Below are 12,838 nucleotides of genomic sequence, written 5' to 3'. Positions count from 1 at the left end.
GTTTACGTAAATTACGTTACCGGAATTTCAGATCGGTGTCAAGGTATTCTCTTAATTTTGTTCGTGTTTTACAGAAAAATTACACGTTAGTCCTGTCATCTCGTCCAATACAAAAGAAAATCACGAACATTATCAGCGATCCCCCGTCGCAGACCCATTGTTCAAGAACCATACACCCCTAAATCTGCTGACGAACCTTTTTGCGGACGACGAGGCGTCTATCCGGAGCCAGCAGCAAGCAGCTCGATGCCATGGCGGAGATCGCGGTGTCGGCCGGGCACTTGCTGGAGATGGCTCAAGAGCTTCAGCAAGCGATCCAGCGTTTTAAAGTTTGAAGCCGGTAAGCAAAGAACGGCCCGGGCGGCTTCTCATGGAAGCATACCAGGCCGTAAATGTTACCTGAACAGTTCCACATGCTCGCGCAGAAAAGCATCCAGCGTGCGCGGCTCTCTACCGAGCAGACGCTTCACGGTATCTGTTGGCTCTTCCGGCAGCGCCACCGACATGGACTGAATTTCCGTCACATGGTTCGCGAGCCAGAGAGGCATATGGCCGAACTCCATCAGATCGCGGCGCAGCGCTTCGGGGTCCATATTGATGTACCGGACCGGCTTGCCGAGCAGGGCAGACAGCTTGTCCGCAATTTGCGGATAATTGAAAACCTCCGCCCCGGTAAGCGTGTACACATGGCCGGCGGCCTCGCGGTTGGTCAGCGCCTCTGCGGCAACATCCGCAATATCCCGGCAGTCAATGAAATTGCACGCCGCTTCGCCCATGCAGCCGTAGAAAACCCCTTGGTGGACGACGGTCGGAGCCAGACGCTGCAGGTTTTGCATGAACGCATAGGGACGGAGCACGGTATGTATGAGCCCGGAATCGGACAAGACTTTCTCGATTTTGTGGTGCCATCCCGCGACGGCTACCGGGGCGCTCGGGTCGTAGGCGGGACTGGATATTTTTACGATATGCCCTATTCCGGCATCTGCGGCCATACGAATGATCGAAGTCTCCAGCTCCACTTGTCTCGGACTATTGGACATCGCCATGAAAAGCTGGCTGGCTCCTGCGAAAGCGCGCCGCATCGACTCAGGATCGGCTGCGTCGGCCGCTGCGACCTCGATCGTCGATCCGCCCCACTCCCCAAGCTGATGCCGCAGCTTCTCCGGCTCTCTACTCAGCGCCAGCGCGGGCACACCGAGATCAACCAAACGTTTCACAAGCGCACTGCCAATCGTACCTGTTGCTCCTAGAATAACAATCATCTTTATCTTCTCCTTTGATTAATTAGTTTCTGGCTGCGGTGAGCGCCAGCGCCAGATCATGATCGTGCTTGCTATCGCTCCGGACATCGGGAAATCGAGCCACACCCGATCAACCCAAGCCGCAGGATCAAACGGCCGCAGGATCCCGAACAAATATGCCGTCGCCCAGGCGGCCAATAAACCGAAGGCAATACCCCCCAAGGTAAAAGTACCCGTGACAATCAGGCGATTCGCACCGGCAATCCAACGATTTTTGCCTCCCGCACTTCGCAGCCAGAGGCCCAGCATCCAGGCGATCAAGGCCGATGCTCCGCCAATGGTGGTCAGTGCCGCAATTTGAAGCCCCTTGTCGGCGGTAACCAATCCTCCGATTCCCGCCATGACGGCGGGGGAGATATAGGCCATGGCCACTTCTCGCCATAGCACGAAGCTTTTTGCGCGAGAACCGGCAGACGCAATGTAAGAAGCGCCTCCCCGCTTATCCGCGGATTCCATCCTGTTCATGCACTTGCTCCTTTCTTTTGCTCATGTTGTTCGCACTTAATTTATGCCGCATATAATTAGGAACCTAACTATATGCGGGTGAAAATGGGCTAGTGAACCTAGCCCGTTTTACCCTTTGCTTCTGTGCTGCTTTTTCCTGGATTCGCCCGCCGGTTTGTCCGGTTCGATCGTCTCGTCCGTAAGTGCCGAGATCCCCTGCGTTACCCGCCCAAGCAGGTCAAGAAATACGCCGCGCTCCTCGATACTGAGAAGGCCAACCATCGCTTCCAGCCTCGCGAAGTGCTCCGGGGCCATAGCTTGAAGCCGCTTCGCTCCTTCCTCCGTCAGAACGACCGATCTCTGGCGGCCGTCTTGAGCGCTGGTCCGGCGGGATACGAGTCCGTCCCGCTCCAGAGTGTCGAGCAGCCCCGTCATCGTAGCGCGCGTAACACCCAAATTTTCCGCCAATTGCGACGGCAACGCTTCTCCCTCGTTATCCTCCAGTTCGACCAGCACCCGGTATCGCCCTGTCGATAAACCGAATCTTGCAAAATGGACCTCCGAGGCATGCCCAAGCCTCGTTCCTGCTGCCAATAGCCTGGTAGCAACAAGGATGGCCTGTGCGTCGACATCCAACCCATAACGCTCAATCTGACGCTTCGATTGGACAAGCGAGGGAACCGCGTCATTCTGATTCCAAACTTTGTTATCGTTAGCCATGAATATAGTATGGCACCTAACTAATTTTGTGTCAAGAAATTTTTTCCTAATCACTGCGCTTGATTTTGGGGATACCGCGCATTCTAATGATACTTACTGTCTTGCCTAGCTTGCTCAAGGTTCACATGGAGCAATTCGACTCGGAAATCCAGCTCCATCTGGTGAATGAGCGTGAGGATATCTTCCATTGTCAACATATGCAACGATTTTCCACGCTGACGAACAATACTTTTGAGTGTGAAAATAACTTCTTGGCACGTCTGAATCTGCAACAGAAGCTTGGCTTCTTCACCTAACAAGATCTTATGCTTGGCTGCATCTTCCATACTTGTCCCTCCCGCCAATGTTTTTTGTTACCTTTATGAGTCTTACTGTTAAGAGTATGTAAATATTATATTACCTTTAAGCGTAAGTTTCAATGATATCTTTTTATTCTTATGCTATAGTAATTGTAAGTTAAACTGTTAAACGTAACTTCTCTTTAATGGAGGAATACCATATGAAAATCAAAATCCGATTGAAGGAACTGTTGGAGGAAAGAGGAATTAGCCAGCGGCAGCTCTCACTGAGAATGAATATGCGCCCCGCAACCATCAACCATCTTTGTTCTGATTCCGTAGACAGAGTCTACATTCGCACGTTAGAGCAAATTTGCGAAGCCTTGGATATTACCGTAGACCAACTTATTGTCTCGGTAAACGAGAAAGAAGACGCGGTCGATAAATAACATACCTGCGCAGCCTTCTATACGGCTGTAGAGCCATCTATTTCTCCGCACACCCTATCATGGCGGTGTTTTAGGTATGCAAAAAAAAGCCCCCCCTCCTCCAACATCTGATTTTCCCGTATCCTACACATCAATTAGCAGCTTATAGCGCACACGGTTTCTTTCTATATGAATCGTATCACCCACAACTGACGCCGATTATAGTAAAATGGAGGATAGCATTTTCACTCCACGTATATATAAGAAGTGTGTTGCTGCATTAAACCGATCAGGATTGCATTTTGACAGATTGAAGGGATATGAAAAATGAAACACATGTTAGGCAAATTGCTCAACAATTACTGGAGCCCCTATGCCGCGATGGGAATCGCAGGTATTCTGAGCGCACTCTACTTCGGAATTACCGGAACCGTATGGGCCGTAACCGGCGAATTCACTCGTTTGGGAGGGCACGTTTTACAGCTTTTCGGCGTGGATGTTTCCAATTGGGCCTATTACGGCTTGATTCGCATGGACGGAACGACCTTCAGCAGAACAGACGGCTGGATCGTGTGGGGCATGTTCATTGGCGCCTTGATTATGATTTTGCTCAGCAATAATTTTAAGGTAAGAGTTCCGAAGCAAAAGCGCCGCTTGCTGCAAGGGCTGATTGGCGGATTCATCGCGGGTGTTGGCGCTCGTTTGGCGCTTGGCTGCAACCTGGCTGCCCTTTTCACTGGCGTGCCTCAGTTTTCATTTCATGCTTGGATATTTATGATCGCTACCGCAATCGGCACTTACGCGGGCGTTAAAATCGTCAATACAAGATGGTGGAAAGGCAAGCCTGTCCTGCAAAAGGGCAATATAGCCCAAAGCGCTGCCAAGGCCAGAAAAATTCAACCCATTGCCGGGACCGTCGTTGCATTGTTATATGCATGTCTTATCGTTTACTTTTTTATCTCCGGCCGCACGATGTTGGGCGTAGCTGCTCTATTCGGGGCCGCATTCGGCATTTTGATTGAAAGAGGGCAAATTTGCTTTACATCTGCGTTCCGCGATCTATGGATCAGCGGGCGGGCCACCATGACGAAAGCAATCACGGTCGGTATGGCTTTTAGTTCCGTGGCGACACTGCTAATCATCCTGATTTACGGCTTGGACCCGATTACCAAGATCGCCGCACCAAGCACATTTGTCGGCGGCGTGCTGTTCGGCATCGGCATCGTACTGGCTGGCGGCTGCGAGACAGGCATGATGTACCGGCTGATGGAAGGACAAATCGTGTTCTTGCCCGTATTTATCGGCAACATTATCGGGGCCACGGCCCTCGCCTACGCTTGGGATCATCTCGGTGTCTACAACGCTCTCGTGCAAAGCGGCGCCAAAATCAATCTGCTCACGACCATGGGGCCAGCCGGCGCGCTGCTGTTGACCTTGATCTTGCTGGGAATCGGATATGCCGTAGCCGTATACTGGCAAAAAAACTACCGCTTCGGCGTTGGATTCAAGAAAGGGGACTATAACAATGTCGGTTGAAGTTGATTTCACGTTGGATCTTCGAGGGGAATCTTGTCCATACCCTGTTATTTATACGCTGGAAACATTACGGGACATGAAGAAGGGGCAGCTGCTTCATGTGATTGTCGACTGTCCAGCGGCTTTCCGCAACATCCCGGAAGAAGTCGTCAAGCACGGCTATGCGTTCTCGCAGGAACCCGTCAAAAACGGGCAGGATTTAAACTTTTATATTCAGGCTTAAAAAACCAAAGGATTAGGCGCGAAAAATTCGCGGCCTAATCCTTTTTCTTATTGCGGTTTCGGCTATTCTATCGGCAATTAGCCGCGACACTATTATATGAAAATCTGATCCTCCACCCAATTTCAGTCCCCTGACCCGCTAAATCACCAGCTATATAAAACGCACTTAAGATTATAACCGAATAAGCAGACGATCAATGGTTTGCTGAGGATTTTTATTAAGCCGTTGTTCCGGATCCTCGTCCGAGTGAGGCATCGTAGATCATGAGCGTTTTTTATAAAAATAAGCAACAAAATTAATTACAGATATCGATGCAGTTATTATGAACAGATAAAAGGAAACGGAATCCCCACCCATTGATAACTCATCAGTAAGAGTACCGACTAGGGAAGTCATATAAATAGACACGATTAAGCTAGTTAATGAAATACTTGTGATTACAAATCCATCAATAAATTCAAATCTATTCTTCTTAAAAATATATATCAGTAAAACAGTTAGAATAATAATAAAGGAAATATAAATTGGTCTGAAATGATCAAATTCAATATTATGCATCAATTTTTTTCTCTCCTTTATTATTATCAATTAAGTTTCGCTATCAAGAGATTATTTAATCCCAAATCCCTGATCCAGGATTACAAAAATCTGCTACCGTCTGGAAGAGGAGAACGAAATCTTAAAAAAAGGCCCAAGCTGCGCTTTCTCTAAGCGCGCTTGGACCGTTGCCGTCTGTTTCTACGCCGTAACCGGCGTAATGTTCCGTGCTTTGAACACTTCACTGACCACATTCAAGGCCCCGCATGCTTTCGGGAACCCGGCGTAGCCTGCGCAGTGCAGGACGATCTCCAAAATTTCCTCCGGCGTCAAGCCGACATTCAGCGCCGCGTGTACATGGAACGGCAGCTGCTCCGTCGCCCCCTGCGTGATGAGCGAGGTGATCGTAATGATCTCCCGCTGCTTCAGGTCCAGCGTCTTGCGCGAATACAAATCGCCGAATCCGAAGGATACGATCTGATGCGCCATATCCGGGAAAAAAGCGCCGATATTCCCGATCGTCTGCGCCCCTTCCTCTCCGACCATCTCCACTAACGTCTTCATGCCCCGTTCATACCGCTCGGCATTCGTCAACCGGTCTTCGCTTCCCATCGTACTCACCTCTGCTTATGTATTCATGACCCTCTCCGGTTACCCGCGCGCCATCGTCGGCGGAATTTCCAGCGGGTCGGCCATCACTTCGATCACGGTCGTACGCCTCATCGCCAGCGCCTGCGTCACCGCAGCATACAGCTCGGCTTCGGTCGAGCAGCGGAACGCTTCCGCTCCCATCGCTTCCCCGAATTTGGCGGCGTGCACCGGCACCGTGTAATTCGTCCCGATTGCGCGGCCCAGATGCCGGGCCATCCCTTTCTCCACCATATCCAGACTGCCGTTGTTCATCACAACGAAAATGACCGGAGCGCCGGCATTCACCGCCGTCGATATTTCCGTGCCGTTCATGAACAGGCATCCGTCCCCGGTCAGGCACACGATCGTTTTGTCCGGCTCCGCGAGCTGGGCGCCGACGGCGTACCCGATAGCACGGCCCATCGTCGCGTAAACTTCTTCGAAGTAGAACGTCCCCGGCACTTCGATATCCAAGTGCTTCACCGCATAAAAGGAATGGCTGCCCGCATCGCCGTACACCACGGCCTCCTTCGGCAGCGCCGACCGTAAGACGCGCATCGTCTGCCGGCCGGTCAGCCAGCGGCGCTCCGCCGGCTCCTCCGCTTCGGCGGCCGGTTCCGACGCGGCTGCAGCCTCGGCATACGCGCTTGTAAGCTCTACCCGACGGCCATCCGTCAAGCGTAGCAGCTCCTGAAGATTGCGCTTCAAGTCCCCAAGCACCGGGAGCACCGGTACGGGTACCGCTTTGCCGATAAACGTCGGCTCGTAGTCAAAATGGATCATCCGCTGCGGGTACATGTCCGGCGTCAGTCCGGGCAGCTCCAAGTCGCTGAGCTGACTGCCCACGACAATCATTACGTCGACGCCTTTACTCATATAGGCTTTGGACGTCTCGTTGCCGCCAAGACCGAACGGTCCGAGCGACAGCGGATGCCCGGATACGAACGCGCCCTTGCCGCCCGGCATCGTCATCACGGGAATGCTCCATCGTTCGGCCAGCTGCCGGAGCTCCTCGTAAGCCCGGCAAGCGTGTACGCCGCCGCCCACGAACAGCACCGGACGCCTTGCTGCATCAAGGCATTCGATCACTTGATCAAGGTTAGCGGAAAGAACGGCCGGATAATGCGTCGGCAGCGGAATTAGAAAAGGTCGGACTTCCTCTGTCAGAACGTCCAAGGGGATGGAGAGATGGACGGGGCCTTTCACCCCGGTGCAGGCTTGTTCGATCGCATGGCGCAGGTACGTCTCCAGCAGCTCACCGCGCTCGATGCGCGCGCTGAATTTCGTCACCGGCTCGAACATCTTGACGAGGTCGGTGCCGAACAGCGTGCTGTCCTGACCGAGCACCTTGCCGATCTCTTTGATCGGCGGCTGCCCGGTCAAGAACAGGACGGGAACACCTGTCGCCTTCGCTTGTCCTGCGGCGGTCAGCATGTTGACGCCGCCCGGACCCGCCGTGCCCAGCGCCGCGCCAAGCCGCCCACCTTCGAAGGCGTAGCCTGCCGCTGCGAACCCTGCACCGCCTTCATGCTTGCTCAGCACGAAGTCGATGCCCTGCCGGTCCATCTCCATGACCAGAGGCGTCACCGGCTTACCTGGGATGCCGAATACATGGGTAACGCCCCATCGAATCAAATGCTCCACTAATAATTGAGCCACAGTTTTCATGGTGATCCCCTTTTTTGAAAGCATCAATATTTTCTTTTGACCTTTTCCTGCAGTTCCTGAAAATGCAGCTCGAACTTCTCTGCCGGGATCGGCTCGCTGAAGTAGTACCCTTGCACTTCGTTGCATTTTTGGTACTGCAGGAAACGGAGCTGGTCTTTCTCTTCGACGCCTTCCGCAATAACCTCCAGCCCCAGATTGTGCGCCATCGCGATGATGGTGCCGACGATGTCCGAATCGTGGGAATTCGTCATAATATCCCGCACGAACGATTGGTCGATCTTCAGGCGGTCGATCGAAAACTTTTTCAAATAATTGAGCGAGCTGTACCCCGTTCCGAAATCGTCGATGCTAATCTGGACCCCGAGACCATGCAACTGCCGCAGCGTCGGAATCGTATGCTCCACATCCATCGTCATCGTTTCGGTAATTTCCAGCTCAAGGAACTTCGGCTCAAGCCCGGTCTCCTCCAAAATACCTTTGACCGTCTCGGCCAAATATTCTTTGGAAAATTGCTGGGAGGACAAGTTCACGGCGACGCGCATCGGCGGCAGTCCTTTTTCCTGCCAGCTCTTGTTCTGCATGCAAGCGGTGCGCAGCACCCATTGATCCATCTGGATAATAAGTCCGGTTTCTTCGGCTAACGGAATGAATTCATAAGGAGACACAAGCCCGCGCTCGGGATGCATCCAGCGGATCAGCGCCTCGGCGCCCTTGATATCTCCGGTTTTGATATCGATTTGCGGCTGGTAATACAGCACGAATTCGTTATTGTCGATCGCGCGGCGCAGCGACGTTTCCATCTTGATCTTCTCGTGGGACTTCGTCTGCATGTCGTCGGAATAGATGACATATTGATTTTTGCCGCGCTGCTTCGCCCGGTACATCGCCGTATCCGCATGAATCATCAGCATCTCGATGTCGAGACCGTCGTCCGGGTAGAACGCGATGCCGATGCTGGCCGTAATATGAAACTCGTACCCGTTCATGTTGAACGGATGCTGGAACAGGCTCAGAATGCGCTCGGCCCGATGGACAACCTGCTGCTCGTCCGTCACGATCGGAAACAGGAACATAAATTCATCGCCGCCCATGCGCGCCACCAGATCCGTCGCTTCAAGACTGCACGTCAGTCGCTCGGCAATTTGCTTGAGCAACAGATCTCCGTTGGAGTGCCCCAACGTATCATTGACCAGCTTGAAACGGTCAAGATCCAGGTACATAATGGCGATGCCCGACGGATGCAGCCCCCGCTTCGCCCGCTCCAGCAGAGGGACAAGCACTTGCTTGTAATACCTGCGGTTGGGCAGCTTGGTCAGATCGTCGTGGTTGGCCAAATAATTGTATTTCTCCTCCGCCTCGTACCGGTCCGTAATGTTACGGAACTGGCCGAAGGCGCCGATGAGCCGTTTGTACTCGTCATAGATCGGGAACGCATCGAACAGGCACACCGTGCGCGTCCCGCTTCCCTTGCGCTCGAAGCTGATTTGAATATCTTCATACTTTTTCCCGTGGCGGATTACATCATAGATGTATTGCCCCATGGGTTCAAGACACAGCACCGACCTCCCCAGCGTTTGCTCTTTGGACAGACCCGTAAGATCTTGAGCAAAATGATTAAAATCCGTAATTTCCCCCTCTTTATCGGTGATAATGATGCCATTGCGCGTATTGTCCATCAGAATCTGATTCATAATGTCCAGCTTGCGGTTCTGCTTGCGAAGCATCAGCTCCCTCTCGATCGAGTCTACGGTGGTGGACAGCATGGTCACCATCAGCGGATTCTGGTATTCGAGCGCCGTCATAATGATGAGGCTTCCGAGCAGATTGTTGGCATCGGTATAATGAAAAGCTACGGCGTAGCAGGCGGTTTGATGCAGGTATTCGTGGTAATGATCGGGGCCGATCAACTGGATGGCGTAGCCGCTATGCTTCAAAGAAAGGGTCACCACATTGGTGCCCATGACTTCCTCGGAGAATTGAATGCCGGTGCGGATGCCGAGCTGATTGATCATGTTCTTGATGGTTTCATCCCCCATCATATGCAGGATGAATCCCCGTGCGTCGGCAACCGACAACAAGATCGGCGTGCCCTTCATCGAATCCAAAATTTTGTTTCCAAAAAACTGGACGACGGACAAGATTTCCTCATAGTCCTGACGCTTGTCCTCCAGCTCTTTCGGCGTCATCACGACTTTGGGAAACGGAATCTCTTTCGGATTCATCCCCGCATGATCACAAAACGACTTGGACTCCATAATGTAGTTACTTAGCGACATACCCCCACCCTCTTCCAACGTGACATAAGGAACGTGCGATTCCCTTGTAAAACGATATGTATATAGTATACTTCGCCACAAGAGCGGCGATAGTGAATAGGGAAGCTAACTTTCATGTCCGCTTTATTCTGATGGCGCGTTGAAGTGGCTTAGCGAAAGCGGAAGGTACGGCACCTCGCCGCTTGCCTTTTTCGGGCATGTTCTCGGTCTTGGCGGTGCGCGGGGGACTGCAACAAAAAAAACGGAGGCGTCATGTGCGTCTCCGTTTGTTAGCGTGCGATGATGTACTTCTATTGAATTGCATGCAGAACCATGCTAAAATGGAGATTGGTCGCCACCTATATTGTGGTTCCACTCTTTAAATTTACCCACTATCATAATAACACATGCACTCGGCGATTGTCAAATCTTTTGAAAAAAGGGGCGGTAACGTGGTTAACATGCAGCAAGTGTGGCAGGAAGAGCAGGAGCGGGTCGAACGGGTAACCCGGGACATCGGCAAGCGCATCGACACCCTCCAGCGGGAGGTCGGCGAGCTGAGGTCGGATATCGTCGATATCCGCAAGCATTTTTGGGACGATGTGACCGTCAACCTGGACGCTCCCGACGAAGTCATAGAAACGTACGCAAGCCTCAAGCAGCAAGCGGAGGTGCTCACCGGCCGCGAGCACAGCCACCGGCAAGCCCAGAAGCAACTGACGAAGCTGAAACGATTGCAGACGACCCCGTATTTCGGGCGTATCGATTTTCTGGAAGAAGGGGAGCGGCGTGCCGAAGCCGTATACCTGGGCATCGGATCGTTCCTGGACGAGAGCGGCGAGCAGTTCCTGATCTACGACTGGCGCGCCCCCATATCGAGCCTTTACTACGATTACCCGCCGGGACCGGCGCAGTATGAAACGCCCGGCGGCGTCATCTCCGGCGAGATGGAGCTGAAGCGCCAATATATTATTCGCGACGCGGTCATCCGCAGCTTGTTCGACACCGGCGTCACGATCGGCGACGAGCTGCTGCAGGAAGTGCTCGGCAAGCATTCGGACGCCCAAATGAAGAGCATTGTCGCCACGATTCAAAAGGAGCAGAACCGGATCATCCGCAACGAGCGCAGCCGGCTGCTGATCGTGCAAGGCGCGGCGGGCAGCGGCAAAACGTCGGCCGCCCTGCAGCGGGTCGCGTACCTCCTGTACCGGTACCGGGAGACACTGAGCGCGGAGCAGATCGTGCTCTTCTCGCCCAATCCAATGTTCAATAGCTACGTCTCTACCGTGCTGCCCGAGCTCGGAGAGGAAAACATGCAGCAGACAACGTTCCAGGAATATCTGGAACATCGGCTCGGCGGCACGTTCCGCGTGGAAGACCCGTTCGAGCAAGCCGAATACACGCTGACAGCGGCCGGAGACCCCGGCTATGACGCGCGAATCGAAGGAATTTTGTTCAAGGCGGGCACTTCCTTCATGCATATGTTGGAGCGGTATGCGGAGCGGATCGGAAGAGAAGGGCTACTGTTCAAGGACGTGAGCTTCCGCGAGGAGCCTATCATCGCGGGTGGACAGATCGCAGACTATTTCTACAGCCTTGATCCGACGCTGCCGATTCCGAACCGGATGATCCTGACCTCCGAATGGCTGCTGAAGGAGCTGAAGCGGCTGGGGCGGCGGGAGCGATCCAAGCCGTGGGTGGAGGACGAGATCGAGCTGCTCGACAAGGAAGCGTATCTGCAGGTCTACCATCAACTGCAGCGCAAAAAACAGTATGCCGAAGACACGTTCAACGACTTCCAACGCGAGCAGGAGCTGTTGGCCACGATGGTCGTTCAGGAGCATTTCAAGCCGCTCCGCGTGAGCGCCAAGCGGCTCGAATTCATCGACATTCCTGCCGTGTACCGGCAGCTGTTCGCCGAGCCGGGACGCTTCGCGGACCTTGCGTCCGAAGCCGGTCTGCCGCCGCATTGGGAGGACATCTGCAAGCAAACGGCGGAGAAGCTGGAGCGCGGCGAGCTGGCCAGCGAGGACGGGGCGCCGTATTTGTACTTGAAGGAGCGGATCGAGGGCTTCCAGACGAACAACACGGTCCGCCACGTCTTCATCGACGAAGGACAGGACTACACGCCGTTCCAGTTCGCGTTCATCCGGCGGCTGTTCCCGCGCAGCAAAATGACCGTGCTCGGCGATTGGAACCAAGCCATCTACGCGCACGCCTCCGCCAATACGAACGGCTTCGCGCCGCTGACCTCGCTGTACGGGCCGGAGCATACGGAGACGAACGTGCTGACGCGAAGCTACCGCTCGACGCGGGAGATCGTCGAGTTCACCCGCGGCCTGCTGGCGGACGGCACGGCCATCGAGCCGTTCAACCGCGGCGGCAGCCTGCCGGTCGTCACGGAAGCGGCGGACCGGGCCGACCTGAGCGCCAAGGTCGCCGGGCGCATCCAGGCCCTGCTGGCGGACGGCCACAAGACGATCGGCGTCATCTGCAAGACGGCGGCGGAGAGCCGGGAAGCATGCGACGCCCTGCAAGCCGCAGGGGTCTCGCTTCGTCTCGTCGGGACGGAGACGGCTTCCTTCGAGCCCGGCGTGCTGGTGATCCCGTCGTACTTGGCCAAGGGCGTCGAGTTCGACGCGGTCGTCATCTACAACGCCTCGATGGAGCAATACGGCCGGGAAGCCGAGCGCAAGCTGTTCTACACGGCCTGCACGCGGGCGATGCACGAGCTGTACGTGTACCACATCGGCGAGCGCAGCCCGTTTCTGGACGGCGCTTCTCCGGACACTTACGCCGTCGGTCATTGATCGGTCGC

At 54.1% G+C, this 12,838-nt stretch carries 12 protein-coding genes; 5 read left to right on the top strand and 7 right to left on the bottom strand.

The genetic code is table 11. From position 1 onward, the window contains the following. Positions 1-200 precede the first annotated feature (200 nt). Positions 201-335, top strand: coding sequence for a hypothetical protein (locus tag QMG93_RS04535; protein WP_281933888.1), 135 nt, complete (start codon positions 201-203; stop codon positions 333-335). A 60-nt stretch (positions 336-395) separates the two neighbouring features. Here the strand turns inward: QMG93_RS04535 and QMG93_RS04530 are convergent, their stop codons facing one another. The 4 genes from QMG93_RS04530 to QMG93_RS04515 form a co-directional block, all read right to left on the bottom strand. Continuing rightward, complete coding sequence (locus QMG93_RS04530; RefSeq protein ID WP_281933886.1) at positions 396-1,262, bottom strand: SDR family oxidoreductase; 867 nt, start codon at positions 1,260-1,262, stop codon at positions 396-398. A gap of 18 nt (positions 1,263-1,280) precedes the next feature. Beyond that, positions 1,281-1,766, bottom strand: a complete 486-nt coding sequence (locus QMG93_RS04525; protein WP_413789267.1) for a hypothetical protein — start codon at positions 1,764-1,766, stop codon at positions 1,281-1,283. Between the two features lie 108 nt (positions 1,767-1,874). Next, positions 1,875-2,465 carry a MarR family winged helix-turn-helix transcriptional regulator gene (locus QMG93_RS04520; protein WP_281933884.1) on the bottom strand — a complete coding sequence of 197 codons (591 nt, stop codon included), beginning with the start codon at positions 2,463-2,465 and terminating at the stop codon, positions 1,875-1,877. An 83-nt stretch (positions 2,466-2,548) separates the two neighbouring features. Beyond that, positions 2,549-2,791: a hypothetical protein gene (locus tag QMG93_RS04515; RefSeq protein ID WP_108532284.1), complete on the bottom strand. Its 243-nt coding sequence runs from the start codon at positions 2,789-2,791 to the stop codon at positions 2,549-2,551. A 173-nt stretch (positions 2,792-2,964) separates the two neighbouring features. Between QMG93_RS04515 and QMG93_RS04510 the strand changes: the two genes are divergently transcribed. The 3 genes from QMG93_RS04510 to yedF all read left to right on the top strand — a co-directional run bounded on the left by QMG93_RS04510 (position 2,965) and on the right by yedF (position 4,930). Further along, positions 2,965-3,192, top strand: a complete 228-nt coding sequence (locus tag QMG93_RS04510; protein WP_281933881.1) for a helix-turn-helix domain-containing protein — start codon at positions 2,965-2,967, stop codon at positions 3,190-3,192. Positions 3,193-3,498: 306 nt separating this feature from the next. Further along, on the top strand, positions 3,499-4,707 hold the full coding sequence (yedE, locus tag QMG93_RS04505; protein WP_281933879.1) for a selenium metabolism membrane protein YedE/FdhT: 1,209 nt from the start codon (positions 3,499-3,501) through the stop codon (positions 4,705-4,707). Beyond that, entirely contained in the window at positions 4,697-4,930 is a 234-nt protein-coding gene (gene yedF / locus QMG93_RS04500) for a sulfurtransferase-like selenium metabolism protein YedF (RefSeq protein ID WP_281933877.1), read from the top strand. Before yedE ends, yedF begins: the two co-directional genes overlap by 11 nt. Before the next feature lie 738 nt (positions 4,931-5,668). Here yedF and QMG93_RS04495 read toward each other — a convergent pair. From QMG93_RS04495 to QMG93_RS04485, 3 genes are read right to left on the bottom strand one after another with little or no spacing between them, the layout of a single operon-like run. Next, on the bottom strand, positions 5,669-6,079 hold the full coding sequence (locus QMG93_RS04495; protein WP_036687966.1) for a carboxymuconolactone decarboxylase family protein: 411 nt from the start codon (positions 6,077-6,079) through the stop codon (positions 5,669-5,671). Positions 6,080-6,118: 39 nt separating this feature from the next. Beyond that, complete coding sequence (locus tag QMG93_RS04490) at positions 6,119-7,765, bottom strand: thiamine pyrophosphate-binding protein (RefSeq protein WP_281933874.1); 1,647 nt, start codon at positions 7,763-7,765, stop codon at positions 6,119-6,121. Between the two features lie 23 nt (positions 7,766-7,788). Continuing rightward, positions 7,789-10,041, bottom strand: coding sequence for a putative bifunctional diguanylate cyclase/phosphodiesterase (locus QMG93_RS04485; protein ID WP_281933872.1), 2,253 nt, complete (start codon positions 10,039-10,041; stop codon positions 7,789-7,791). A gap of 440 nt (positions 10,042-10,481) precedes the next feature. On the opposite strand from QMG93_RS04485, the gene helD reads away from it, so the two are divergent. Further along, on the top strand, positions 10,482-12,830 hold the full coding sequence (helD, locus tag QMG93_RS04480; RefSeq protein ID WP_281934215.1) for an RNA polymerase recycling motor HelD: 2,349 nt from the start codon (positions 10,482-10,484) through the stop codon (positions 12,828-12,830). Positions 12,831-12,838 lie beyond the last annotated feature (8 nt).

Source organism: Paenibacillus tyrphae, assembly GCF_027925525.1.
Classification (GTDB): Bacteria; Bacillota; Bacilli; order Paenibacillales; family NBRC-103111; genus Paenibacillus_G; species Paenibacillus_G tyrfis_B.
Note: the sequence above shows the minus strand (reverse complement) of the source record. Positions and strands in the feature narration are given on the sequence as shown.